Source organism: Streptococcus sp. 27098_8_75 (genome assembly GCF_041432475.1).
In the GTDB taxonomy this organism is placed as follows: Bacteria; Bacillota; Bacilli; order Lactobacillales; family Streptococcaceae; genus Streptococcus; species Streptococcus gordonii.
Genome location: NZ_JAPVZR010000006.1, coordinates 1 through 25,813, shown reverse-complemented (window position 1 = coordinate 25,813; position 25,813 = coordinate 1). Strand labels below are relative to the sequence as shown.

Here is a 25,813-nt window from a genome sequence, read left to right as displayed (position 1 = left end):
TATCTACTCTCACAATCCAATCCGGTCAAAGATTTCATCTACGCGCTTGGTATAGTAAACCGGGTTGAAGATTTCATCAATCTCTTCCTGAGTCAGACGGGAAGTGACTTCTGGATCCGCTTCGAGCAGAGGCTTGAAGTCCACTTGATTGTCCCAAGAATGGGCGGTCTTTGGCTGCACCAAGTCATAAGCTTGCTCTCGCGTCATGCCTTTCTCAATCAAGGTCAACATAGCCCGCTGGCTAAAGATAAGACCAAAGGTTGAGTTCATGTTGCGCTTCATGTTTTCTGGGAAGACGGTCAGGTTCTTGACGATATTACCGAAGCGGTTGAGCATATAGTCGATGAGGATAGTCGTGTCCGGTGCGATAATCCGCTCAGCTGATGAGTGAGAAATGTCGCGCTCATGCCAGAGAGAAACATTCTCAAAGGCTGTCACCATGTGGCCACGAATGACACGTGCCAGACCAGTCATATTTTCAGAGCCGATTGGATTGCGTTTGTGAGGCATAGCAGATGAACCCTTTTGCCCCTTGGCAAAGAACTCTTCGACTTCGCGCTGCTCAGACTTTTGCAGACCGCGGATCTCAGTTGCCATGCGCTCGATAGATGTCGCAATCAAGGCTAGAGCTGAGAAGTATTCAGCGTGGAGGTCACGTGGCAAGACTTGGGTCGAAATCTCCTGCGGACGGATGCCCAATTTCTCACAGACATAACTTTCCACAAATGGCGGAATATTGGCAAAGTTCCCAACCGCACCAGAGATTTTCCCGGCTTCCACACCCGTAGCCGCAATCTCGAAACGCTCAATGTTGCGCTTCATTTCGCTATACCAAGTCGCGAGCTTAAGACCAAAAGTCGTCGGCTCTGCATGCACTCCGTGGGTCCGTCCCATCATGATGGTGAACTTGTGCTCCCGCGCCCTCTCTGCAATGATGTCAGTGAAGCGACGTAGATCCTCACGGATGATGTCATTGGCCTGCTTGTAGAGGTAGCCGTAGGCCGTATCCACCACATCGGTCGAGGTAAGTCCATAGTGAACCCACTTGCGCTCCTCACCCAGTGTCTCAGAAACCGCCCGCGTGAAGGCCACCACATCGTGGCGCGTCTCCTGCTCAATCTCCAAGATGCGGTCAATGTCAAAGCCAGCCTTTTCACGAATCAAGGCCACATCTTCCTTGGGAATCTCACCCAACTCAGCCCAGGCCTCATCAGCCAGAATCTCTACCTCCAGCCAAGCCTTATACTTATTTTCCTCAGTCCAAATATTCGCCATTTCGGGGCGAGAGTAACGGTTGATCATGTTGTTTTATCCTCCTTTTTCTATTTTCTTGAAAATCTAGTATAGATTACCTTACTTCTTTAGTAATGTTTTCATTCTTCAAGTTTATCTAGCTCATCATTAACTTTTATTGAAATATCATCCAAATGTACAGTTACCAAAAACCATAAATTTAATAGACCTGCAATAACTAAGCTATAAAAAATTAAATTTAGTATTTCTTTAACTATAAAAGGGAAAGTTATATCAATTAAACTACTTATCAAAGCGATAATTGATATAACTAACCAAAGAAATGAGGCTGTTATATATGGAGTAATTGTTCTATAAAATAAATCCCCCTTTTGTAGTGTGTCCTTATCTTTTGAATCACAATAATTAAACATTGCAACTAAATCTTCTGTGCTAAAAAGATTTCTTGTGGCATTAAGCATAGTTACTGCAAAAGAAAGTCCTGTCACTCCCGGAAATATAAAACTAGAAAAACTTATCCATTGAATTTGAATACAACTAAAAATCTGAGACAATAATCTAAGAATAAATATCGATATAGAAATTAATACCCAGCTATAAATTAACCACTTTGGAAAAATTTGTTTTTTCCAAACACGAGACACAATTTTAAATTTATTTATCTCTACTCTATTAAATTTTTCTAGTTCAGACATATTAATCCTCCCTAATATTTCTTCTTAAAATTGTATTTTCAATAAGATTTTTACCTCTAGCAAAAATAGAAGATAAATAGCCTTTTTCTGCATCTATTTTTGTCTCATCCTCAATTTCTAATTCGTTAAATGTTTCTCCTTGAGCCGCTTTATATTTTGTCTCGATTCTAGCAGCTCTTAAGGCTTTTCCTCTATCCAATGCAGGATGTCCATTAGGGTACACTTTCGTAACTATAATTTCTTTATACTTTCCTGGTTTAATTTTGAAATCGTCATAAACTAGATTTACAGAAACATTACCAATATCTGTTATATTTTTAAAATTATTAATTTTATCTTCAATTTCACTAACAATAGAATTTAGTTCATTTACAATATCATCAGTAATTAGCATCGATACAGGAATATAAATCCATTCACATGAAGTATCATAGTAAAAATTAATCACCCTTATATCTTTAGAATTATAAAATAAAAATTTTTCAATCCTATTAACTCTATCAATATAAGTTATTCCCATTTGTATTTCCGAAATTTTACCCTTAGAAAATGATGATACTTTGATTTCTTCTGAATTTTTTAAAAATGGAAAAGTTACAAATAGTTCATCTATTTTCGCTTTAAGCATTGATCTTAAAGACATATAGGCTTTACTATAGACAATCTCACCACTATCTTCAAAAATAGCCACAACCTTGTAATATTCAGAAATCAAATTTTCTCTATATTGCAATATTTCTTGATACAATTTAGATTTCTTTATTGATTCAATATCATTAGTTATTCTGTAACCTATGATACCTTTGTCTTCATCTAACCTATCAAAAATCATATTTAAAGAAGTTGGAATAACAGTCTCTAATAAATTTGTTTCTTCATACAAATCTAGCACTGTAGGTTCAACATTTAACTTTGCAACAAAAACTTCCATTATTTAAAACTCTCTATTTTCTATCTACTACAATAATTTCTCTATCATTTATACTATCTCACCCACTATATAATCGGTAAAGATTACTCAAACTCCTCTTTCCCAATAAACACAGATGGATAGTGATCTAGTTTATTCAAATCTGTATCAAGTGGTAAATCATAAATCGCTAAATAGTTTTCAGGGTATTGAGCAACTAGCTCTTCATAGTTGGCTTTCACCTTTTCGTTATTGCTACTAGCATACAAGACTTCTACGACAGCTCCAGTCTTGTCCTTCTCCACAAAAGCATTGACAATGATTTGAATCATAGATTTTCTCCATTAAATTCTAAAAATTTTCTTCTTCCTCAGAATCTTCATAAACACAAAATTCAATAGAAAGTTTTATAGGGCGACTTGTTAATCCAAAACTCTTTATATAATCATAGACCTCATCATCATCGCACGTATGCTCTATAACTAGCTGATTATTTGTTATCTCTACAATATGAATGCCTTCTGCATCCGGAATTTCTGGAATGACTACATCATCCGCATAAGTAAATGTCAGAGTAGTAATATCATCTTCAAATACATCATCGAATTCTTCCATCATTTTAAAAATCAATCCCTTTCCCTAACTCAACCACGCTATCTGGCGCATCACTAAACAAAGTCACATGTCCCATTTTGCGGTTGTGCTTCGCTTCTATTTTACCATACAGGTGGAGGTGGACGCTTGGATTTTCTGTGACATATTTCTCAGCGACCTCGACATGCTGACCGAGAACATTGAGCATGACAGCAGGCGCATGTAGGTGGATAGCTGGCAATGGTGCCCCCAGAACGCCCAGAATATGAGTATCGAATTGCGAGAAGTCGCAGGCTTCGATTGAGTAGTGGCCTGAGTTGTGTGGGCGCGGGGCAATCTCATTGACGACGATATCATCAGCCGTCGCAAACATTTCCACGCAGAGCGTTCCAGACAGCTTGAGCTGTTCTGCGATCCGCACTGCCATAGCTTGGGCTTTGTCTGCCAGGCTTTCTGAAATGCGGGCTGGCACGATGGTCTTAGACAGGATGTTGTTGCGGTGGATATTTTCCTGAACTGGGAAAACCGTCACATCCTTGCCATTGCCTGATACAATGACAGAAATCTCAAGGTCAAAGTTTACAAACTCTTCCAAAACACAGTCTGCTGAATCCGCTAGCACATAGGCTCCTTCCAAATCTGCTTCTGAGCGAATGACCTTTTGCCCATGTCCGTCATAGCCACCAGTCGCAGTCTTGAGGACATAATTTTTCGACAGGTCAATATCTGCCAAGCCTTGACTAGAAGTCACGACCTTGTAGGGTGCCACGGTGACTTGTGCCTTGTTTGCAAGAAAGTCCTTTTCAAAGATCCGATTTTGCGAAATCCGAAGGAGGTCTGTCCCTTGAGGGAGTTGACCATCCTTGATAACGGCATCCAAACCGTCAGCATCGACATTTTCAAACTCATAAGTGAGGACATCGCAACGCTCAGCCAACTGACGCAGGGCATCCACATCATTATAGGGAGCCACGATGATTTCCGCTACACGAGAGGCTGGGCAATCCGCCGCAGGATCCAACGCAATGACCTTGTGCCCCATGTAGATAGCAGAAATGGCCATCATCTGTCCCAGCTGACCGCCACCGATAATCCCGATTGTTTTAGATGAGCTCATTTGTAGACTCCTCTGCGATTTTTCCTTGTTCTTCTGCAAAATCTGCCAAAGCTGTCGCAATAGCCTGATCCTCTACTGAAAGAAGGCGGAGGGCAAAGAGAGCCGCATTTGTTGCTCCTGCTTCCCCAATAGCCATAGTTGCCACTGGCACACCGCCTGGCATCTGCACAATCGAATAAAGAGAGTCCAGACCGCTGAGAGCGCGTGATTTGACCGGTACACCGATAACAGGCAGAGTGGTTTTAGCTGCTACCATTCCTGGCAAATGGGCGGCACCACCAGCACCTGCAATAATAACTTTGATACCGCGACTGCGAGCTTCTTCGGCATGCTGAAACATGAGGTCCGGTGTGCGGTGGGCAGAGACGACTTTCTTTTCATAGGCTACACCAAAACGGTCTAAGACTTCAGCTGTCTTTTGCATGGTTGCCCAGTCGGATTTGGAGCCCATAATGATGGAAATAATTGGTTTCATATTTTCTCCTCTGAATAAACTAATTCTTTTGCTCAATATTTTTTACAGTGGCTGATTCAACACTATAATGTTGAACAGTCTGATTAACCAGATTTTCAACGCTCTTAGGTTTTATTAATAAACGAAGTATAATTGTCACAAGAGGTATAATGCTTGGCAAATCCTTCCAGACAGGTGTCAACACTTCTTCACTATCACGTCTTAAAAGCCAGTACTTTATTGTCTGCAATATTTTTCTTCTACTTTTCGTCTTCTCAGCTGTTCCAATAATCAAAGCCATCAGACTATGCGTCTCAACGCCTGCTTGACCAAGAATGACCTCAGATTTAGCGTAGCTGTGACTGGCTAGTTCTATCATGATTTTTGGAAAATTAACTCCTGCTTTATAGGCGTTAGCAGGCTCTACCATTCTAGGGTTACACTCTATATAGTAGAATTGGTCTCCCCTACGTATAAAATCTAGGGTTAGGCAACCATGCCATTGTATATATTGTCCTAATTTTTCAACATGCTCTCTCGTTCTTTTAGATTCTATGCTTAATCTTGCCGCAGCCGAACCACCCGCACCAGAACCTACTTTTACGCTAGAATGCACTGCGAGTAATTCTCCATGATCAAACACTGCTTGAACCTGACCATAGTCTCCAACTATGTCTTGCTGAACCATCCATTCCTCATCACTCGCTGTTAATTTGCTCGTCACTTCATCCAAATCTTTCTTACTTGAAATCTTATAAACCGAGCGACCGGCAGTACCATAATCTGCTTTCAGCCAATAAGGATAGTCTAGCAGGATAGAGTCTGCATCTTTCACGTACTCCCACTTAGGTGTAGGCAGTCCTAATAAATCCGCAGTTTCAGCAAAAGCAATCTTCCCAGCCAACTTTTCAAACTGCTCTTGATCAGCAAGGGCGATTGGTAGCGATTGAGGCAAAAATTGTTTCCCATTTGCCAATAACCAGCCTTCTTCATGTGTTGGCAAAATGGCCTTGTAATTGGTTTTATGAAGCAACTGACTAACCTGTCTCAGATAATCTACAGGAAAACGATTCACATCAACTATCGGAACTCTATGGGTTAGACGACTGAAGTGTGCAATGGAAAATCTTCTAGGAGATAACACATCAATTTTATAGCCTTCTTTCAACAAAACTGTCAAAGTTTCTCGTGAGGTCAAGCTTGAACCTTCTAAAAATAGCAACCTATTTTTCATTTTTCAAATACCTGAAGTCTATTTTTAAGTCTCACGGCTAAAAGTTTCATAGATTTGATTTACAAAGCCTTACCACCAATATCATGTCTATAAAAAAGTCCTGTTGTGTCTTGTTTTTTTAGTTGGTCGTAGATTCTTTCCTGCGCAGCTGAGACGGTATCTGCTGTGGTGACCAGCATGTACACTCGGCCACCATTCGACAGCAGTGCTCTGCTATTTTCCGCAAATTTAGCCCCAGCATAGTAGGTGATGATGTCGCCGTCTGTCTTCTCTGGCAGAGGCAAGCCCTTCTCATAGTCCAGCGGGTATCCTTCTGATGCGACAACCACGCCAAGGGTCACGCCTTCATCCAACCAAGTGATAACAGGCTCCTTCTTGTCCAAAATGTCCGTGATGTTCTGCGCAAAGTCAGACGTCAAGCGTGGCAGGATAATCTGGGTTTCTGGGTCACCGAAGCGCGAGTTGAATTCGATAACCTTAGGACCATCGGCTGTCAGAATCAGCCCAGCGTAGAGCACGCCCAGATAAGGTCGGCCCTCAGCTATCATACCTTTGAGAACGGGCTTAATAATCGACTCAACTGACTGGTCCACCACGCTTTGTGGCAGGTGAGGCACTGGCGCATAAGCTCCCATACCACCTGTATTGGGACCCTTATCCCCATCGTAGGCCCTCTTGTGATCCTGAGCCGTCGGCAGGATGTAAAACTTGTCGCCATTGACAAAGGCAAAAAGGGAGAACTCCTCGCCGTCCAGGAACTCTTCGATAACCACACGCGCACCCGAGTCGCCAAATTTATTATCCAAGAGCATATCGTGAGCTGCCTCAACCGCCTGCTCCACGGTCTCCGCTACGACTACACCCTTGCCCAGAGCCAAGCCATCCGCCTTGACCACAATAGGCGCTCCCTGCTTTTCGATATAGGCTTTGGCTTCCTCAAAGTCGGAAAATGTGCCATAGGCTGCTGTCGGCACACCGTATTTGACCATGATTTCCTTGGCAAAATCCTTGGACCACTCCAGCTCCGCTGCTAAACGAGATGGACCGAAAGCCTTGAGTCCAGCTTGGTTAAAATCATCTACAATTCCAGCGGCCAGGGCATCATCTGGTCCGATAAAGGTCCAAGCAATATCATTCTCCTTGGCAAATTCTATCAGTTTAGAATGTTCGGAAATTCCAATATTTACTAAATCCAACCCATCCAAGGTCATACCATCATTTCCAGGTGCGACAAACACCTGCTCCACACCCCGAGACTCCAATAACTTCTTAGCAATCGCATGCTCACGACCGCCCGAACCCACAACTAAAAGCTTCATAGCTAAGATACCTCTATGTTCATATCATAGGCGCTTACGCACCAAGCTAACACACCACGTAAAAATCATTGCCATTTTTACGAATTATTCATCTAAATTATACCACAATCGTTCGCTTTATGCTATTTGAAACGAAAGAAATATACTAGAAGAAGCTTGAGAATCTCTAAACTTTGATTTTTCCAATAAATTTCCCGAATAATATAAGTGGAGTTTTCCAAAAAAAATATTGTAAAGGAGATGTATGAAAAAATACAAAAATTTCTTACTGCTTTCAGCAACCTTGTTGACCTCACTATCCGCTCCCTTAGCTGCAGCGAATGAACAGTTTAGCCCATCCCAACTGACGGCTATGATCAGCGAAGTTTCCGTTCAGCTTGAAGGACAAACAGCGATTGTTCAGTACCAACCGACCGCTGCGCAAGAAGCTTATCCCATCCAACATGCCGTCTGGTCTGAGGAGGGAGGCCAAGACGATATTGTCTGGTATTCAGCTGATCAAAGCGCGACCAGGATTGACTTGTCTCAGCACAAGGGCCAGGGCAAATTTCACATCGAGACTTATCTCAATGTGAATGGTGTTAAATACCACTTAAGTAGTAAATCGGTCTTTCTAAACAAGCCGGTTCAATCAGCCGAAAAAAATGTCCCTGAACAGCAAAATAGCACCTCGTCTAACAATGCTACACCGCAAGCTCCTGCTGAGCCAAAGCCAACTAACCCAGCTCCTTCTCCAGCTCCGGCCCCCGCGACCAATAGAGTTGAAAATCCTCGGAACTCCTATCAAAAAGTCGAAGATCGAAACAAATCTCTTCCTCCTCAAAAGGTAGCTGACCCAAAGGCGACGCCCCCTCAGGCAAAGCCAAACAACAACAAACCTCTGCAAGCTTCAGCTGCTAGAGTGCCCGCAGAGCCTGTCAGAGACAGCAAACCACTCATCAGTATTACCAATATTAATAAGGAAAATGGAACCTATACCGTAAGGGTCCAAGAAAGTCCTTATTCTAAGAGAATAAAAAGTATACAGGTACCTATTTGGAGCACCGCTAATCAAAGCAATCTTAAATGGTATGAGGCTTCAAAAACAGGCAACGGAAGCTTCTCCGTTCAATTCGATATCCGAAATCACCAGCAGATTTACGGCAACTATATCAATCACGTCTACATTACCTATGAAGACGGTAGCCGAGTTGGCTATGTTGCTGAAAATGTCAATCTGCCTCAGCCAGCACCCCAACCACTAACTCCGAGTCTGCAAGTGGTTCATAAAGGCCAATCGACCTATCAAGTTATCTTACAAAATAGTTTCGGTGACGGCCATATCCTCTTCCCCATCTGGTCAGATATTAATGGCCAAGACGACCTCCGCTGGTATACAGCTAATTCTCTTGGTAATGGGCGCTATTCGTTAGATTTCAACGCCAACAATCATATCGGTGACGGTCTCTATCATGTCCATGTCTATCGACAATCTGGCGGGAAAGTAACGGGTGTCATGGCCTCTAATTTTCAAGTAACACGCCCAACGGTAGCTGTGAGAAAACCTCTTAACCATACGACCGACCCAAGTAATACTTACCCTGTTGGTGAATGCACATGGGGTGCCAAGGCTCTCGCTCCTTGGGCAGGAAACTGGTGGGGAAATGGTGGGGACTGGGCAGCCAGTGCTCGCCGAGCAGGATTCCGTGTAGGATCCACACCTCAGGTCGGAGCCATTGCCTGCTGGACTGACGGTGGATACGGACATGTCGGCGTCGTCACGCATGTTGATTCACATAAGCGTATCCAAATTCAGGAATCCAACTACGCTGGACAGCGCTATATCGCTAATTTCCGTGGCTGGTTTGACCCAACCATCGCTCAGGGCACGGTTTCCTATATCTACCCAAATTAACCCTATCATTTAGCACCTCCGTTATTTCGGAGGGCTTTTTTATATTACTGTAAAACATCCAGCGAACTACAAAAAAGGGCTTCTCGCCCTTCTTTTATCACAAACTAAACTACGTTCTTCAACCAAGATTAAAAAACTTCTCCATATAATAGCTGAAATAAGTCTTTTCCCCAGTTACCATGACAAATTTACCTTCCAAGCCATAGCGGAGCTTCTTAGCTTGATCTTTACTAACAGCCATTTCGCATTCTACTTTAAAGAAATTTCCCTGTTTGGTTTGGGTAGCATTAGCATCAATACTGGAAATTTGGGATGTCAAAATCATTTGTTTGTTAGCATCATCAGCAGTGATAAAGCGCACCTTGTCTCCATTTTTAATAGTAGATACATCCTTGGAAGAAACATATGTGACAATTTTGATTTTTCTTTCATTAGTGATTTTGGGGTAAATCTGAGCCAAAGCAGTTCCTTCTGCCACCAGAGTAGATCCTTGTACTTCTGGATTTAAGTGAAGCAAGCCATCCATTTCAGCCAAAATCTGACCTCGCTTAGAGACTGTTTCTTGAAGTTTAAGATTGCTCTCGGCTTCCAAAATTTGCTGAGTCAGAGTGGTCAATTCTTGTCCTACCTTGACCAGATACTGGGCTTTCAGTGAAGCCAACTGACTAGATAAATTGCTAGCATAGGCTTGTTGGGCGCCAGCACCAGCATATTGGACACGATAAGTCGCAGCTGTTGCTTCTAATTGAGAGATTTGCCCATCTAATTGAGCTACAATCTGACTTTGAGCTGTTGCCTTATCCTCCGCCAGGCTCAACTGATCACGATAGGACTGGTACAGGGAGTAAAGAGGATGCGATGCATCTATACCTGCCCCGCTTTGAATGGCATTTTTTAAGTTTCGATGGTCATTTAGCTTGCTATCCACATCACTGATAACACCACCAAGTTCCGCCTGAGACTGACTGGCTGCTGCATTTTGGGAAGCAATCGTAGCATTTTGCTGATTCACAGAACTAGTCATACTCGCTACCTGGTTCTGGTAGTCTTTAAAGCTCTGTTCGTAGCCATAACTGTCTGGCTCAGAGAATTGATTCCCCCCACTTTCTAAACTGGAACGCAAAATCTCTAGTTTTTCTTTTTGATCTTTGAGTAAGCCAAGCTGGCTGGAAAACTTCTGTTCCTGAGCCCCCTCTCCTTCTACTGCATACTGGATTAGCAGGTCCCCTTTTTTGACCTCCTTATTTTCTGCCAAATGATTCGCAATGATAGGCTGGTTACTAGTCGACTGAATCTGAGCTAGTACTCGGCTAGCTTCTACAGAAGCACGACTAGAAATCGTAATTTCCTTTTTAGCCAGCACGGAAAAACCAACTAGAAATACTAGTAAAATAAGACTTGGCACAATTAAACAACTTGCAAAATTATGATAACGTTTCTGATAAAACTCTGCACTTTCTAAAAATTGTTCATTCATATTTTCTCCCTAACTATTGACCAAATGGTGGTAAAAGCCTTCTTTTTCGATCAGCTCCTTATGACTTCCACTCTCAACAATCCTACCTTGATCCAAAACGACCACCTGCTCCGAACGCTCTGCAATAGTCAAACGATGCGCAATAAAAATAATCGTCTTATCAAGCGCCATCAAATTATCAATGATCCGCTTCTCCGTTAGAATATCCAGACTACTTGTTGCTTCATCCAAGATAAGCACTGGCGCATCTGTCAAGAGCGCCCTTGCTAGAGCAATACGCTGACGTTGACCACCCGAGATTCCTGCTCCATCTGCAGACAGCTCTGTCTGATAATTGAGAGGCATCCGCTCAATATCCGACCTAATTTCTGCCAATTCTACCGCCCGCAGAATATCTTCTTGAGTCGTGCCTTCACGCGCACCTAAGAGTAAATTTTCCAAAATAGTCCCATTAAAAACATAAGGTTGCTGGGGAAGATAGTTGATATATTGGCGCAGTGCCTGCTTATCCAGCTGATTGAGATTGACTCCTCCCAGACAAATATCCCCTTGATTCGGACCATAAAAATGCACCATCATCTTGGCCAAGGTTGTTTTTCCCGATCCTGATACACCAACAAAGCTTGTCTTACTTCCAGCAGGAATATGCAAGTCAATTTCTGACAATACATTGGCCCCATAGCCATATTTATAGCTGACTCCACGAAAATCGATGTCAGCCTGCAAGTGGCTCAAGTCCTTGATAAGCTTCTCTTCTTCAAATTCAGACTTCACCAAATAAACCTCATTGAGGCGCTCATTAGCCACTCGTGCAGACTGTAACTTCGTTTGCAGATTGATAATATTTTCTAAAGGATTAGTAAAGTAGACTAGAAGCGTATTATAAGTAATGAGCTGACCAAGGCTGATTTTTTGATCCATGACAAGTGTAGCTCCTAGCCATAAAATCAAGACGTTTAAAATCAAACGAGCTGCTGCTTTCAAGACTTTTTGCAGACTCTCAGAACGTCCATATGCAAAAGACTTTTTCAGATAAGTCACAAATTCCTTGTCAATCTTCTGATAACGCTGCTTTTCACTAGTCAAAGACTTGATCGTTTCAATCCCATTGATATCTTCAATGATGGAAGACGACAACAGACTGTTTGCTTCCATCGTCTCATGATTCATCTTTTCAAAAGGCTTCATAAAAAGAAAAATAATGAGCGCGTAAACTGGGATTCCTAGCAAGGTCAAAAAGAAAAGACTGCTATTTTGTGAAAAAAGAACAATCGCAATGATCGACACAATTGACACATCCAAGAAAATAGACAAGATTGTACTGGCCAAGGCATCAATAATCCGATTGGCGTCTGTAAAACGAGAGACGATTTCCCCTGTCCGCCTTGTCGCGAAAAATGACATAGGTAGCTGAAAAACATGCTTAATATAGGATAAGATCACATCAATTGATAGGCGTTGCCCTAAAATCAAAAGCAAATATTCTTGGGCGTAAGACAAAAATTGCTGCAAAATATAGACAATAATCAAGCCGATAGAAATCATACCTAGCGTCGTTTTCATATGATCAGGCACATAAGTATCAATAATCGACTGAAGGTAGTAGGATCCAACAATATTGATCAACGTTACCAGCAACGTTGCAAGTACAATATTAGCAATCAATCCCTTCTGCTTAATCAATAAGGGAATAAAGTCTAAAAGCCCATTTTTCTTTTCCTGACTAGGCTTATAGGCCGGACTAGGAGCCAGAAAAATGGTAATTCCTGTCCACTCCTGTTCGAAACGCTCTCGCGAAATCTTTGTCATCTTAACTTGAGGATCTGGGTCTGCAATATGAATCGTGTGTTTATCTTGGCCCGTCACAACATAATAATGCAGGAGCTTCCCTTCCTTAAGTACATGAACGATGAAAGGATAAGATACATCTTCCAGATCAAAGATTCCCATATCAGCTTTAAAAGCCCTTGTCTCAAAATTTAAGCCCTCAGCAACTTTTACCAAACCCAAAGCTGTTGTGCCATCATTAGTCGTTTTTGCCTTTTCTCGCAGTGTAGCCAAGGAAAAATACGATCCATAATAACCAAAAACCATAGCCAGAGCTGCCACTCCGCAATCCCTAGTATCAACTTGTGCTCTGTAATGCCGTTTCCTAAATTTCATAAAAACCTTTCTCCATATGCATTTATACTTGATGAATTTATGATAATAAAAAAACCTACCTGAATGATAGTCTATTGGCGACTTGCCAAACTTTTTTTCTCAGATGTTCCTCATTTTTAATTGCTCTTTTTTAAAATGTCATGAACTTTTTGTCAGATGACAGCTGGCTTTCTCACTAGATTCTTAAAAATCACTCTGGCATGACTCGACTCCTAACACATTTATCAGCTAATGGAAATGCTTCTTAAACAGCCATTTCTAGGTAACTTCACCTTACCCATGACTATGGATGCATACCTCTCAAAAGAGAAGACAAAAAAGCAGTCACATTCTATGAGACTGCATTAAAAGCACTTTAAGGGGAGCAAAATTGATGAGTTCAGTAAAATGGGTGCTTTTTATTTTAATAATACTGTACTTCAATTTCATCCATAATATTTATTAAAGTCTTATCGTCAATTTTTAGAGAAATCAGCTCATCAAATGACGACGCTCTATACTCCTTTTCTCCAATCACTATTATAATGTCATTAACAGAATTAGGAAAAATCCCACATACTTGACCATTATAATCAAAAGAGGCATCCCAACCATTGTCATACAATAATTGTAATTCATCTAATATTGCCATATAAATCTAAATCCTTTTCCATAGTGTTTTCTTTCAAATAAGGTAGATAAAAGTACCTAGATTGTTCTAAGCGCTATGAGATTGTTTTAATCGAGATAATCTCACTCTCAAAGAGAGAAATTTCAGTTGCTTCATCAGGGCTAGGATTGTCAATGAGGATAGTGATTTCATCTTGCTCATCATTGTCCATTTCATCAACAAAGTCTATGACAAGCCCCTTGATTATCTTGCAATCATCAGTTACCACCTGAATTCTTGAGCGCAAATAATTCCAAAGTTGCTTACTCATTTATTTTCCTCTCTACTAATTTCTCGATAGTTCTTATGCTTTTGATATTTAGTCGATAAAAGCGCCCGGACTGTTCTATACGCTAAGCTACTAAAACGCTGACGATTTCATCTTCAAAATATTCATAAAGAGTGCAGTTGACATCCACAAGTAAGGAGTACATCTCCTCGGCATTGTCAGATGCGTCACAATAGTCCTCCACAAATCCTTTAACTAGCTCGCCACTTTTTAGTGATATAACTACATATGTTCGGTTGAATTCCCAGAGCTTCATTTTACTTCCTCCTTTCAATGTTGGCGAATTGCTTTGCCTTTTCGTAGTAAGGCGCTAGGAAGTTGATAAATCCTTGCTAATCACTTGGGTCATACCCCTCTAAAAACATCATTAGTTCAAAGTCATTAAGAGCATCAAACATTCAAGATTTTCATTATCCCAAGCCTCAGAAAACTCCTAATTTTCTCCAAAAAGAACGTTAAACTTAAAAGAAAAGTCACCAAAATTATCAATCTGACCAGTGACTGCTATCTATAGCATATCTAATACTTGTTGACTGTATCTCATCGCCCACCCTCTAATAAAAGCATTATAGCATATCTTGCTTGCTAAAGTACAACAGATGCCCCGTTAGACTAACCTATTACTATACCTAAAATTAGTTATGGGTAACTAAAAGGTTAGTAAAATCAAAAAAGCACTAAGGGAAAGCGCCCCAAAGTGCTTAGTTTCAAGGCTTTACAGCCTATCTTATTCAATAAAATATTACAACATCTTGTTGTAGAATTCAACGACAAGTGCTTCGTTGATTTCTGGGTTGATTTCGTCGCGCTCTGGCAAGCGAGTCAATGAACCTTCCAATTTTTCAGCGTCGAATGATACGAATGCTGGACGTCCAAGAGTAGCTTCAACAGCTTCAAGGATTGCAGGAACTTTCAATGATTTTTCACGAACTGAGATCACTTGACCTGGAGTTACGCGGTATGATGGGATATCAACGCGTTTTCCGTCAACAAGGATGTGACCGTGATTTACGAATTGACGTGCTTGACGACGAGTAGTCGCAAGACCAAGACGGTAAACAACGTTATCCAAACGACGTTCCAAAAGAAGCATGAAGTTGAAACCAAGGATTCCTTCTTTGATCTTAGTAGCTTGAACGAACAAGTTACGGAATTGTTTTTCACCTACACCGTAAGTGAAACGAAGTTTTTGTTTTTCAGCCAATTGCAAACCGTATTCTGACAATTTGCTACGGTTGTTTGGTCCATGTTGACCAGGTACATAGTTACGGCGAGCCAATTCTTTACCTGTACCAGTAAGAGAAAGCCCCAAACGACGAGCTTGTTTCCAAGATGGTCCTGTATAACGTGACATAAAAATGTCCTCCTATAAAAAATATTTTTGAGGAAATAGTCACTTAGAAAGCCCTGATTCGTGCAGAACATTTTCGCCCAAACAGCTAAGGCTACTTTTATAGCTGATGTTCTGTTGACGAGCTCCATGCTTTCCCGCTGCTATTTCACACAAAGGCTATTGTACCATGAATAAAGTCAAAAGTAAAGGGTCTCATACAAAAAATCAAGTCAAAAGACTTGATTTTTTGTTACTTGAAAACTCTTCATGAGGAATCCCGTCACTTACTTCACATTCCCAAGAGCTTTAAAATCTCCCGCTTATAACGGAGCTTCTGCAGTTCTTTATCCTCGCTGTCTGACCAAGTCATCTGGAGATTCGCGACGATTTGCCCCGGCCGATTTTTCAGAATATAAATCCTATCGCTCAAAGCCAGAGCCTCCTCAATGCTATGCGTGATGAGAAGAGTCGTCAGACCCAGCCTACGATGAATGTCCAGATACCAAGCGTGCAACTCCATCTTGGTCAGCTCATCCAAAGCACTAAAGGCCTCGTCCAGAAGAAATAGCTTGTGGCCGAACATATAGGTCCTTAGAAGTGCCACGCGCTGTCGCATCCCCCCACTCAGCTCATGTGGATACTTGTCTGCCACATCAAAGAGCCCGAACTCCTTCAAAATCTGAGTTGCCTGCTCCGTCGCTTCCTTTTTGGATACTTTTCGGATTAATAGGGGCAAGATGACATTACCCAGCACCGTCTTATGCTCCAGCAACAAGTCCTTCTGTAGCATATAACTCACCTGGCCCTTAAGATTTTCTTGCCCATCTAGAACAATCCTGCCCGACTGGACCACCAAAATCCCAGCAATGAGGTTAAAAAGAGTCGATTTCCCAACGCCACTAGGACCCAAGATTGCCACTACTTGGCCAGCTTCCACCTCTAGGTTGATATCTTTTAAAATTTGCTGTTCATCATAAGCATAGCTTACATTTTCAAGTTTAATTACTGTCATTATTTTATATAATCGTTGCTAAATCCCTTGTCACTCAAGTCATTTTTTACAAGACCCTTATCCTTGGCCCATTTGTAAAAGGCATTCCAACGGCTAGCCTCAAACTGACCCCACTTGCTCTTATCTGACGCATATTGCTCAGACAAATATTTTTGAGAAGCCAAGACAAAGTCACGTTTATTCTTCAATTCTGGTGCATTTTTGATTAAAATGTCTGCTGCTTCTTCAGGGTGCTCCATAGCATATTGGTAGCCTTTTTTAATAGCTTGCAAGACTTTTTTTGCCTCGTCCGGATTCTTCTTCAGATAGTCATTATTAGCAATGATGACTGGAGAATAATAGTCGAACTCCTTGACATAGTCCTTCATATAAAAGAAATTAGTGTCCATGCCCTGAGTCTCTGCCATAATACCATCCCAGCCATGATAAATCCACGCTGCGTCAAACAAACCATTTTCAATTGGTGTGATAGAGTTAGAATCATTATTCGGAACCTTCTCTACATCATCAAACTTGCTACCCTGGCTTTCTACCAATGTCTTCAGCATGCCCAACTCCACAGGATCATTCCAAGTGCCATATTTCTTCCCAGCCAGATCCTTGGGGCCATTAATCCCCGCAGATTTCTTAGACATGATACCTGAAGTATTGTGTTCTACAATAGCCGCAACAGCTGTGATTTCTGCGCCCTTATCCAGTTTTTTAGCCATAGAATCCTGGAAGTAAATTCCAAAAGGAGCTTTGCCATTAATAATCAGGTCAGAAGTGCTATCTTCTGGTGGCAACTTAATATCAACATCCACTCCTGCTTCCTTGAAATAGCCCTTCTCCTTAGCCACATAAAGCCCTGTATGATTGGTATTGGGTGACCAATCCAGAATAAAATCAATCTTTTTGTCCTTGCTCTCAGACGTAGATTTCGACTGACCGCAAGCCACCAGACCAAAGAGCGATACTGCAGCCAAACCTGCAAGGAATAATTTACAACTTTTTTTCATCATAATCCTCTTTTCTTTTTTTGAAAATAGCAGAGCTAAGCCCCTATTTCCACTTGATGACAAATTTTTCACTAATAGCTACCAGCTTCATACCCAGAAGACTGATAACTGATACTAAAACGATAATGGCAAACATGGTGTCATACTGGAAAAGCTTCTTAGACTGGATCATATAGACACCCAGTCCTTCAAAACCGCCCAGCCATTCAGAAACTACGGTCGTGATAAAAGCATAGGAAACACTGACCCTCAGACCCGCATAGAAATAAGGTAAACTAGCTGGAATCTTAAAATGCCAGAGAATCTGCCATCGATTGGCCCGCATGAGTTCAAAGAGAGTCAAGGTATCTCTGTCACAATGCCGAAAACCATCCAGAATACTGACAATAATCGGAAAAGTCGTCGTCAAAATAATAAGCACAATCTTGGGCAAAATCCCATAACCCAGCCAGAGAACCAGAATTGGCGCTAACGCAATGGTCGGAATCGTCTGCACCACAACCATCATGGGATAAATCAAATCATTGAGCCAGCTCAGACTATCCATGAGCACTGCCAGCAAGCAAGCTATAATAACTCCCAGCAGCAAACCCAACAAGGCTACTTTTAAGGTCGCCCAACTGTGTATAGCCAACAATTCTGCATCCCTAACAAAAGCCTGACATATTTCCAGAGGTGTTGGCAGAATAAACTTAGGCAAGAGCTTGAGCCAGCCCATGACCTGCCAAACGGCAAGTAAAACCACCATCCCTAAAAGACTAATCTGCTGGCGCAGAATATTTTTCAAGTTTCTCATCAATAGACAAAATCTCTCCATAATTTATCTTCACATTTGCAAATACATTATCTGCTTGACTGCCAGCCAATTCTATTGTCTTTCCCAATATAGGAAACAAATCTTCCCATTCTCCTTCTAAAACTGTTTCAAAAGGAGTTACCAACTGCCTCACGGGCTGTTTCTGCAGATACTCAATCACGTCTTCAATGACTGCCAACCGTCCTTTATCAATTGACAAAGGCAGAATTTGCAAAGCAATGCTCGCTTTCATCTCTTCACCTCCCTGCATTCAAACTCTATCTGAGAATGATGCATACAGATACGATTCCATTTACTAACCAGACCGTTCTTTCCCTAATGAAAGAGATCGCAAGCTCTCTTTATAAAAACCTTGCACTTCATACAAAAACACCTTCTCCAATATGGAAAAGGTGTAGCATGCATCAGTATCCTAAAGATAGGCGAATCGCTCGCCACTTTTAGTAAAACCACAAGGTTTTTACAAATACTTTTCCCTACGCTGGCATTACCCAGATCAGGTGCGGTCGAAGTTTACACTTCCTCTCAGACTGTACACAGACTCCCATATATGTATATTATGATAGCGCAATCACGACTCTATGTCAAGATTTGTGCTTAATCCCACTGAACCAAACATTCCCTTAGAAAGTAATAAACAATCCAGCGCCTCAATATTTTCCAATTCGCTCTTAGCTAGTATTGTCTCAAAGTCCATTTCCCTTGCCGTATCCAAATTGACCTGAATATCATCCATAAAGACCGACTCTTCTGGTTTAAGATTATATTTCTCAAGGAGTTCCTGGTATATTTTTTTGTAAGGTTTTACTACTTTAACTTCTGAAGAGAGAATATAACCTGACAAAAGAGGAAAAATTGGCAATAATCCTGCCTGTTCAATCCTATAAAATATCTCACAGGTTGTTGATAAAATGTAAATATGATAGCCTAACTTTGACCATTGCTCTATTTTTTCTTGCAAATTTTGGTAGACATCCACAGCCTCATACCAGTGAAAAAATATTTTTTCAACTACAGCTTCAAAAGATGGATCTAGATTCTGTTGAGCTAATTTGCAAGCTTCCGCCAAAGACAAGGACCCCCAATCCGTTTGGTGCCATAGGTGTGAATCAAAAATCGCTTCTCTCAGGGATTGTCGTCGCATTTCATCCGCTTCAAAATGCCTGAATATCTTATCTGGATTCCACTCAATCAAAACATTTCCTAAATCAAAAACCAAATTTTTAATCATAGTGTCCACCTCTGCTTTCATTATAACATGTTTAAAAAATATAAAAAAGGCGAAAACAAATTCCGCCTCTTTAATAGCCTATCTAGTAGGAGTATATGTTAATTCTGAACCATGTTTCGCAAGGAAATCACTCATTTCAGAATCTGGAATCTGACGTAGGTAGAGGTTAGAACGAATTGTCTCATCCTCTTCACGACAGGTTGATAGCACAAGATATTTGTCGCTTGCTTTTACCTTAATGTCCTTGTTTTTAGTTCTAGATGCTTCATAGATACTGCTCAGCTGATCTGTAAAGTCCTTATCTCCATCGAAGCTAGTCCGATAGAAAGCAGTCTCCTCTGGTACAATAACCAAGCCCATTGCTTCATAGTAGAACTTACGCTCAGGTGTTTCAACAACAACATACTTGTGCTGATCGAAAAATTCCTGATTATCATAGAAGTTGACATCGTTAAACATACGATTGTCCGCTACTTTGCTTCCACGAGCATGACCAAAAAGCCAAGTCAAGCGATCACTAAAGTCCTTCTTGTTATCTGTGTCCATAAAGACTGTTCCCATGTAAGGCTCATTCCCGCCTTCAAAGGTTTTATCAAGATAAGTAGAATTATCTTTCGTCTGTACAACAGGTTCATCTAATTTTGTACCTGGAGCATAAACATAAGCAATAGCTTCACTATTAATAGCCTTTAAATCTGCAAAGCGCTTCGCTAAATACTCTTTTTCTTCCTTGCTTGGTTGATAAGTATTCTTTGTAGAGCTTTTTGTTACTTGACTAGTAGAAGCAGTCGTATTCGACTTAGGCGCTGACTTAAATGGATTAAAAATCAGCATTGCAGTTGCAACAGCAACAACAATGATACCTAATAAAGCACCAAATAGTTTTAAATTCTTATTTGGAGCCTTCTTAGTTTGTCTTTTAGCATTTTGACTCATAATATTTAAGTATTCCCCATTTTTTTCTAAGAAAATATCACTGAACCAATGGCCCAGTGATATTGTTTACATCAGTATCAATAAAGAATTATTTAACTGCTGAAGTTTTTGGAAGTGCTTTACCTGCAGCTTTACCTGCGTTTTTAGCAGCAGCTTCTGATTTTTTAGCTTCTTCTTTAGAAGCAGGAGTAGTAGCTCCTTTGTCTTCTGCAGCTGGGTTTTGGTTGTTAGCTGCACCAACACGTTTCAAGTAACGAGCGTTAGCTTGTTCAGGAGTTTCACCTTGGATGTATGTTTTGCCTTCTTGTTCTGTAGCGTTGTTGTATGTAGCTTGGAATTGTTGTACATATTTGTTACGTACAGCGTTGAAAGCGTTGTTGAATGCTGCTTCATAAGCTGCTTTAACTTCACCATAATTGTGGCTTCCACCTTCAACTGCATCAAGAGCAGCTTTAGCAGCTACTACTGCTGGATCTGCAGCAGCTTCTGCACGGATTTCACCATCATGTTGAGCCAAGTATTCGTTTACTTTATCAGCATTTGTGAATTGAGTTTGAAGGTAGTATGCGCCGTCGTTTTTACGAGCTGCATCAGTAGCTTCATCAGCAGAGAAAACTGGTGCTGCAGCTGCAAATAATGTAAGTGCTACCACGCTTGACAATAAAACTTTTTTCATCGTTTTATCTCCTTTTTCTTTTTAAAAAAATTATTCGTAACTCGGAGTTACTACCTATATTATATATATTTGCCCTATTTTTGTCAATAGTTTTTTTTATTATTTTGAAATTCATCATATGGTAGAAACGGCTTCGTTTCAATAAAAAATCCCCCTTATCTTGTGGTCAGGGGGAAGCATTTCAGAAATGTGTAATATTGTAACATTTTTATAATATTAATTTTTGCCAATTTCAAACAAAGGAGAAAGAGGACGTTTTTCATGGATACGAATAATTGCTTCTGAAAGAAGATCAGCAATAGAAATCTGCTCAATCTTATCAATTAAACGTTCTTGCGGAAGATAGATTGTATCCAAAACAACTAATTTCTTGATAGCAGATTTCTGAATATTTTCCATTGCAGGACCAGATAGGACTGGGTGAGTGCAACTAGCATAAACATCAACTGCACCTGCTTCAGCTAAAGCATCTGCTGCGTGACAGATGGTTCCTGCAGTATCAATCATATCATCGATCAAAATACAGGTTTTGCCCTTAACGTTACCAATAATATTCATGACCTCACTAGTGTTCATCTTATCTACACTACGACGTTTATCAATAATAGCAATCGGTGTTTTTAGAAATTCTGCTAATTTTCTAGCACGTGAGACACCACCATGGTCAGGGCTCACAACAACATAGTCACTTCCAATCATTCCACGACGTTCAAAGTAATTAGCAATGAGAGGCGCTCCCATTAAATGATCAACCGGAATGTCAAAGAAGCCTTGAATCTGTGAAGCATGTAAATCAATTGTCAGCAAACGATCAACACCAGCAATTTCTAGCATATTTGCTACTAGTTTAGAAGTAATCGGTTCACGAGCACGGGCCTTACGGTCTTGTCTAGCATAACCATAGTAAGGCATGACCACATTGATAGATTCAGCACTTGCTCGCTTAAGCGCATCCACCATAATCAAAATCTCCATCAGATTATCGTTAACAGGTGAACTCGTAGACTGCAAAATAAAAACATGCTTGCCTCGAATTGATTCTTCAATATTTACTTGAATCTCCCCATCCGAAAACTGACGTACCGTCGACTTTCCAAGCTCCATTCCTATCCCTTTGGCTACCCGCTTGGCCAACTCTTGGTTAGAAGAAAGAGCAAAGAGCTTTAAATCAGAAAATGACATGTTTGCCTCCGAAAATTTATTCCATTTACATTTTAACCCTTTTTAAGGAATATTTCAATTTAGAATAAAGCGTTTTACAAAAAATATTTGAATAGTCTTACAAATACTTAATCTTGTGCTAAATATAAAAAGGTTGGAAATTCCAACCTTCTAAATTTATTAATTTGGATAAATGTAACTTACTGTACCTTGTGCAGTTGTTGGGTCAAACCAACCACGGTAGTTACCAATTGATTGTTGACCAAGATAGTTAGCTTCTGATACTTGAATGCTAGTTGAAGACTGAACTGCTGTTACTACAGCCACGTGTCCATAACCACCATCAGTCCAACATGCAATCGCTCCAACTTGTGGTTGAGAACCTACACGGAAGCCTGCCGCTGCTGCACTTGCTGCCCATTGACCACCATTACCCCAGTAGTTACCAGCCCAAGGTGCCAATGTTTTAGCTCCCCAAGTACACTGTCCAACAGGGTAAGTAGAAGCGTCTGAAGAATAAGATACATTAGACACCGTCGCTGCTGGTGCAGGTGCTGCTGCAGCAGGAGTACCTCCAGAAACAGCTTGTATTTGTGCTGAGAGGTTTGTATTACCAGATGCTTGAATTGCTTGAAGTTGAGAAGCTTGTTGTGAACGGTAAGCAGCTTCAGCTGCTGCCGCTGCTTCAGCTGCTTTTTGTGCTGCTGCTTTTTGTTCTAAAAGAGAATTTTTCTCACCTTCGGCACTTGCTTTTTCAGCTGCAAGATTGATTTGTGCAACCTTCAGTTCAGCTTCTTTAGTTGACAACGCTTGAGCATCATCAGCCAAGGTTTGTTGGTTAGCAATAACTGTGTTGATTGCTTCGTTATTAGCAATTTGTTTCTCAGCAATTGCTTCTTTATCCGCTTTTTGTTGTTCCAACATTTTATTGTTTGCGGAGATGATTTCATTCATAGCTGTCACACGTGAAATTGCTTCAGTGATAGAGCTTGAGTTAACAATCGTATTAATATAGCTTGTAACAGTTCCACTTGTTTGAGCGCTACGAGCTTGGTTTGCTAATGACTCATTACGTGCTACAATGTTTTTTGACAATTCATCGATTTCAGCTGAAAGTTTTTCAGATTCTGCTGTTAACTTTTCGTTTTCAGCTTGAAGCTTTTCTTGTTGTGATTTAATTGCTGATACTTGACTTTGAATTTGATCAACTTGAGCTTGTGCAGCTTGTTGTTGAGCATTTAAGCTATTAATTTTATTGTTCTGTGCAGCGATCTTGTCATCTGTTGTATCGGCATGCACATTCACTAGACTAGCACCTTGAGTAAGAACCAAAGCACTTAATAACATCGAAGTGATAATTTTTTTCTTCATAAATAATTCTACTCCTATCCAATAAGACAATAATAAGTATAACAGAAAAAGACGTAGAATATGTTACGCCTTTATTACATTTTTATTTCTTCTTTTTTATCATAAATAAACTTTTTCCAAAACTGGTTGCAAAATTAGTAAAAGCAGGGAATTAAGAACCATTGTCGGAGCTAAACTATACACTATAAAACTACTTATTTCCATACTAGTTAAAGAAACTAGATTAGCTAATAAAAAAGAAACAAATTCAAACAAGAATACCAGTATTAAAACGGACAAGAATCTAGTGATTTTATTGCCCATCATAATTGTATTATATTTATTGACTAATACACTCAATAGAGGAAGTAATAATGTGGCAATTCCAATTACATGAAAATAGTAAGCATCATAAAGAATACCTATCACTAAGAATATTGTAAATGCTGTTACATCAGACACTTCTACTGAAATAAATAGCAGAAAGATCAACACCAAATGGCAAACTAAATGGAAACTTATAGGTAAAAAGGAAGCAATTAAGGTTGAAATCTGGCCATCTAATAACATTAAAAAAAGCAATAACAACGGTATTCCCACATATTGTTTAAAAAGTCGCATATCAATTCCCCACCAAAGTTACCACACGAATGTCAGAAAAATCAGCACTTGGTTTAATATATACTTCTTTTGTCAAATAGTCACTACTTGAAGCTACAGAAGATACTTTCCCAACAGAAATATTTGCAACGGGATAAGATCCTAAGCCACTTGTAACAACTTTTGATCCCTCTTTAATCTCATCAGAAGTATTCAGCTGACTAACAATAAAGGCTGACTTTTTTTCACTATACCCTACAATAATACCATAAATAGTTTTTGAGCCGCTTTGTATTCTAACAGATATATTTTCGCTATTCTTTTTATTCGTTAATAGACTAATTCTACTAGAATGTTCATTCACTTGATCAACACTCCCAATCAAGCCACCATTGCCAACAACAAGCATGGTTGAAGCTACTTTATTTTCTGATCCTACATTAACTGTCAACTCATTAGACCATGAAGCAGGAGTGCGAGCAATAACATCAGCAGATAGTTTCACATTACTATTAATAGAATTCTTCATATCCAGCATTTCTCGAAGTTGGGCATTTTCTTCTTTTAAATCAGAAACCTCATTTGACGCTGAATCAATTTCATTTAAAGTAGCTTTTAACTCTTCATTTTCATGATAAGTATTAACCAAATGCTCCAAATCACTTTTCACATCAGTAAGTAAGTGGAATGGCTTTGACAAAACATTATCAACAAGGCTTAAAGCATTTGATGTCCCATTTACAAACCAAGTAGAATAGGTAGAAAGTAACAAAGCTGAAGCAGTTAAAATTAAAACAATGATCATTACAATTAATCTTGATTTTTTAAATTTTTTCATCACAATACCTACAAAATCACAACAAAATACAAGAAAAGGAGATAGCAAATGCTAAACTCCCTATTGACGGAGAATGGGGGATTCGAACCCCCGCGCCAGTTACCCGACCTAACGATTTAGCAAACCGTCCTCTTCAGCCTCTTGAGTAATTCTCCAACTATAAAATGGGCACGAGTGGACTCGAACCACCGACCTCACGCTTATCAGGCGTGCGCTCTAACCACCTGAGCTACGCGCCCAAGTTATTACAAACTTGGTATGAACCTTTCGTTCAAAGCGGGTGACGAGAATCGAACTCGCGACAACAGCTTGGAAGGCTGTAGTTTTACCACTAAACTACACCCGCTTATTCAATAATATGGCGCGAGACGGAATCGAACCGCCGACACATGGAGCTTCAATCCATTGCTCTACCAACTGAGCTACCGAGCCTTATTGCGGGAGCAGGATTTGAACCTACGACCTTCGGGTTATGAGCCCGACGAGCTACCTAGCTGCTCCATCCCGCGATAGTATTATTCAACAAAAAGGAGGATGTGGGATTCGAACCCACGCACGCTTTTACACGCCTGACGGTTTTCAAGACCGTTCCCTTCAGCCGGACTTGGGTAATCCTCCAGTATACAAAAAAACATGGACCTTGTAGGACTTGAACCTACGACCACTCGGTTATGAGCCGAGAGCTCTAACCAGCTGAGCTAAAGGTCCAACAAGATCATTATAGCGGCGAAGGGGATCGAACCCCCGACCTCCCGGGTATGAACCGGACGCTCTAGCCAGCTGAGCTACACCGCCATACAATCGGGAAGACA

27 protein-coding genes, 8 tRNA genes, 1 pseudogene and 1 riboswitch are annotated in these 25,813 nt (G+C 40.6%); of the genes and pseudogenes, 1 reads left to right on the top strand and 35 read right to left on the bottom strand.

All coding sequences use genetic code 11. The features are described from left to right. Positions 1 to 9: 9 nt before the first annotated feature. The 9 genes from purB to purD form a co-directional block, all read right to left on the bottom strand. The gene (gene purB, locus O3640_RS09780) at positions 10 to 1,302 is read right to left on the bottom strand and encodes an adenylosuccinate lyase (protein WP_268723092.1); all 1,293 of its coding nucleotides are present in this window, start codon (positions 1,300 to 1,302) and stop codon (positions 10 to 12) included. A 71-nt stretch (positions 1,303 to 1,373) separates the two neighbouring features. Continuing rightward, positions 1,374 to 1,949 (bottom strand): hypothetical protein, encoded by a 576-nt coding sequence (locus O3640_RS09775; RefSeq protein WP_268723093.1) that lies wholly within the window; start codon positions 1,947 to 1,949, stop codon positions 1,374 to 1,376. A 1-nt stretch (position 1,950) separates the two neighbouring features. Beyond that, positions 1,951 to 2,880 (bottom strand): hypothetical protein, encoded by a 930-nt coding sequence (locus O3640_RS09770; RefSeq protein WP_106383804.1) that lies wholly within the window; start codon positions 2,878 to 2,880, stop codon positions 1,951 to 1,953. Positions 2,881 to 2,963: 83 nt separating this feature from the next. Then, positions 2,964 to 3,191 (bottom strand): phosphoribosylaminoimidazole carboxylase, encoded by a 228-nt coding sequence (locus tag O3640_RS09765; protein WP_268723094.1) that lies wholly within the window; start codon positions 3,189 to 3,191, stop codon positions 2,964 to 2,966. A 19-nt stretch (positions 3,192 to 3,210) separates the two neighbouring features. After that, positions 3,211 to 3,477 (bottom strand): hypothetical protein, encoded by a 267-nt coding sequence (locus O3640_RS09760; RefSeq protein ID WP_268723095.1) that lies wholly within the window; start codon positions 3,475 to 3,477, stop codon positions 3,211 to 3,213. Position 3,478: 1 nt separating this feature from the next. Continuing rightward, positions 3,479 to 4,570, bottom strand: a complete 1,092-nt coding sequence (gene purK / locus O3640_RS09755) for a 5-(carboxyamino)imidazole ribonucleotide synthase (protein WP_268723096.1) — start codon at positions 4,568 to 4,570, stop codon at positions 3,479 to 3,481. Further along, positions 4,557 to 5,045: a 5-(carboxyamino)imidazole ribonucleotide mutase gene (gene purE, locus O3640_RS09750; RefSeq protein ID WP_045504741.1), complete on the bottom strand. Its 489-nt coding sequence runs from the start codon at positions 5,043 to 5,045 to the stop codon at positions 4,557 to 4,559. The genes purK and purE overlap by 14 nt, the downstream gene beginning before the upstream one ends. A 19-nt stretch (positions 5,046 to 5,064) precedes the next feature. Continuing rightward, positions 5,065 to 6,258, bottom strand: coding sequence for an ATP-grasp domain-containing protein (locus O3640_RS09745; protein WP_268723097.1), 1,194 nt, complete (start codon positions 6,256 to 6,258; stop codon positions 5,065 to 5,067). Positions 6,259 to 6,317: 59 nt separating this feature from the next. After that, positions 6,318 to 7,577 carry a phosphoribosylamine--glycine ligase gene (purD, locus tag O3640_RS09740; protein WP_268723098.1) on the bottom strand — a complete coding sequence of 420 codons (1,260 nt, stop codon included), beginning with the start codon at positions 7,575 to 7,577 and terminating at the stop codon, positions 6,318 to 6,320. 244 nt (positions 7,578 to 7,821) lie between these two features. Between purD and O3640_RS09735 the strand changes: the two genes are divergently transcribed. Then, positions 7,822 to 9,471 carry a GBS Bsp-like repeat-containing protein gene (locus tag O3640_RS09735; protein ID WP_268723099.1) on the top strand — a complete coding sequence of 550 codons (1,650 nt, stop codon included), beginning with the start codon at positions 7,822 to 7,824 and terminating at the stop codon, positions 9,469 to 9,471. A gap of 118 nt (positions 9,472 to 9,589) precedes the next feature. On the opposite strand, the gene comB is transcribed toward O3640_RS09735, so the two are convergent. The 26 genes and pseudogenes from comB to O3640_RS09605 all read right to left on the bottom strand — a co-directional run bounded on the left by comB (position 9,590) and on the right by O3640_RS09605 (position 25,796). Next, positions 9,590 to 10,948, bottom strand: coding sequence for a competence pheromone export protein ComB (gene comB / locus O3640_RS09730; protein WP_268723100.1), 1,359 nt, complete (start codon positions 10,946 to 10,948; stop codon positions 9,590 to 9,592). A 9-nt stretch (positions 10,949 to 10,957) separates the two neighbouring features. After that, the gene (gene comA, locus O3640_RS09725) at positions 10,958 to 13,111 is read right to left on the bottom strand and encodes a peptide cleavage/export ABC transporter ComA (RefSeq protein ID WP_268723101.1); all 2,154 of its coding nucleotides are present in this window, start codon (positions 13,109 to 13,111) and stop codon (positions 10,958 to 10,960) included. Between the two features lie 403 nt (positions 13,112 to 13,514). After that, positions 13,515 to 13,742 (bottom strand): hypothetical protein, encoded by a 228-nt coding sequence (locus tag O3640_RS09720; RefSeq protein ID WP_061599735.1) that lies wholly within the window; start codon positions 13,740 to 13,742, stop codon positions 13,515 to 13,517. A gap of 73 nt (positions 13,743 to 13,815) precedes the next feature. Continuing rightward, complete coding sequence (locus tag O3640_RS09715; RefSeq protein WP_061599733.1) at positions 13,816 to 14,031, bottom strand: hypothetical protein; 216 nt, start codon at positions 14,029 to 14,031, stop codon at positions 13,816 to 13,818. Between the two features lie 82 nt (positions 14,032 to 14,113). Beyond that, on the bottom strand, positions 14,114 to 14,305 hold the full coding sequence (locus tag O3640_RS09710) for a hypothetical protein (protein ID WP_223344621.1): 192 nt from the start codon (positions 14,303 to 14,305) through the stop codon (positions 14,114 to 14,116). Between the two features lies 1 nt (position 14,306). Next, a pseudogene (locus O3640_RS09705) lies at positions 14,307 to 14,557 on the bottom strand (hypothetical protein). A 234-nt stretch (positions 14,558 to 14,791) separates the two neighbouring features. Next, a complete protein-coding gene (rpsD, locus tag O3640_RS09700) occupies positions 14,792 to 15,403 on the bottom strand; it encodes a 30S ribosomal protein S4 (RefSeq protein WP_008810013.1) in 612 nt (203 codons plus the stop codon). A gap of 268 nt (positions 15,404 to 15,671) precedes the next feature. Further along, on the bottom strand, positions 15,672 to 16,394 hold the full coding sequence (locus tag O3640_RS09695) for an ABC transporter ATP-binding protein (RefSeq protein ID WP_268723102.1): 723 nt from the start codon (positions 16,392 to 16,394) through the stop codon (positions 15,672 to 15,674). Continuing rightward, entirely contained in the window at positions 16,394 to 17,395 is a 1,002-nt protein-coding gene (locus O3640_RS09690) for an ABC transporter substrate-binding protein (RefSeq protein WP_125377819.1), read from the bottom strand. Before O3640_RS09690 ends, O3640_RS09695 begins: the two co-directional genes overlap by 1 nt. A gap of 40 nt (positions 17,396 to 17,435) precedes the next feature. Continuing rightward, the gene (locus O3640_RS09685; protein ID WP_061596029.1) at positions 17,436 to 18,188 is read right to left on the bottom strand and encodes an ABC transporter permease; all 753 of its coding nucleotides are present in this window, start codon (positions 18,186 to 18,188) and stop codon (positions 17,436 to 17,438) included. Continuing rightward, entirely contained in the window at positions 18,151 to 18,441 is a 291-nt protein-coding gene (locus O3640_RS09680) for a thiamine-binding protein (RefSeq protein WP_268723103.1), read from the bottom strand. Before O3640_RS09680 ends, O3640_RS09685 begins: the two co-directional genes overlap by 38 nt. A gap of 224 nt (positions 18,442 to 18,665) precedes the next feature. Continuing rightward, a riboswitch (TPP riboswitch) is annotated at positions 18,666 to 18,767 on the bottom strand. A gap of 13 nt (positions 18,768 to 18,780) precedes the next feature. After that, on the bottom strand, positions 18,781 to 19,440 hold the full coding sequence (locus O3640_RS09675) for an HAD family phosphatase (RefSeq protein ID WP_125397315.1): 660 nt from the start codon (positions 19,438 to 19,440) through the stop codon (positions 18,781 to 18,783). Positions 19,441 to 19,518: 78 nt separating this feature from the next. Next, the gene (gene srtB / locus O3640_RS09670) at positions 19,519 to 20,376 is read right to left on the bottom strand and encodes a class B sortase, LPKTxAVK-specific (protein ID WP_045504765.1); all 858 of its coding nucleotides are present in this window, start codon (positions 20,374 to 20,376) and stop codon (positions 19,519 to 19,521) included. Between the two features lie 88 nt (positions 20,377 to 20,464). Further along, positions 20,465 to 21,052, bottom strand: coding sequence for an amylase-binding adhesin AbpA (abpA, locus tag O3640_RS09665; protein WP_045504766.1), 588 nt, complete (start codon positions 21,050 to 21,052; stop codon positions 20,465 to 20,467). A gap of 216 nt (positions 21,053 to 21,268) precedes the next feature. Next, positions 21,269 to 22,234 carry a ribose-phosphate diphosphokinase gene (locus O3640_RS09660; protein WP_008810021.1) on the bottom strand — a complete coding sequence of 322 codons (966 nt, stop codon included), beginning with the start codon at positions 22,232 to 22,234 and terminating at the stop codon, positions 21,269 to 21,271. Positions 22,235 to 22,393: 159 nt separating this feature from the next. Continuing rightward, positions 22,394 to 23,584, bottom strand: coding sequence for a peptidoglycan hydrolase PcsB (gene pcsB, locus O3640_RS09655; protein ID WP_008810022.1), 1,191 nt, complete (start codon positions 23,582 to 23,584; stop codon positions 22,394 to 22,396). A gap of 99 nt (positions 23,585 to 23,683) precedes the next feature. Further along, on the bottom strand, positions 23,684 to 24,184 hold the full coding sequence (gene mreD, locus O3640_RS09650) for a rod shape-determining protein MreD (RefSeq protein ID WP_008810023.1): 501 nt from the start codon (positions 24,182 to 24,184) through the stop codon (positions 23,684 to 23,686). Position 24,185: 1 nt separating this feature from the next. Then, positions 24,186 to 25,001 (bottom strand): rod shape-determining protein MreC, encoded by an 816-nt coding sequence (gene mreC / locus O3640_RS09645; RefSeq protein WP_020992755.1) that lies wholly within the window; start codon positions 24,999 to 25,001, stop codon positions 24,186 to 24,188. A gap of 67 nt (positions 25,002 to 25,068) precedes the next feature. Then, a tRNA-Ser gene (locus O3640_RS09640) sits at positions 25,069 to 25,156 on the bottom strand. A gap of 10 nt (positions 25,157 to 25,166) precedes the next feature. Further along, positions 25,167 to 25,240, bottom strand: a tRNA-Ile gene (locus tag O3640_RS09635). A gap of 36 nt (positions 25,241 to 25,276) precedes the next feature. Then, a tRNA-Gly gene (locus O3640_RS09630) sits at positions 25,277 to 25,347 on the bottom strand. A 13-nt stretch (positions 25,348 to 25,360) separates the two neighbouring features. Then, positions 25,361 to 25,433: transfer RNA gene (locus O3640_RS09625), tRNA-Phe, on the bottom strand. Between the two features lie 3 nt (positions 25,434 to 25,436). Then, positions 25,437 to 25,510: transfer RNA gene (locus O3640_RS09620), tRNA-Met, on the bottom strand. 19 nt (positions 25,511 to 25,529) lie between these two features. Beyond that, positions 25,530 to 25,619 (bottom strand) — tRNA-Ser (locus O3640_RS09615). A 16-nt stretch (positions 25,620 to 25,635) separates the two neighbouring features. Continuing rightward, a tRNA-Ile gene (locus tag O3640_RS09610) sits at positions 25,636 to 25,709 on the bottom strand. A 13-nt stretch (positions 25,710 to 25,722) separates the two neighbouring features. Further along, positions 25,723 to 25,796 (bottom strand) — tRNA-Met (locus O3640_RS09605). Positions 25,797 to 25,813: the final 17 nt, after the last annotated feature.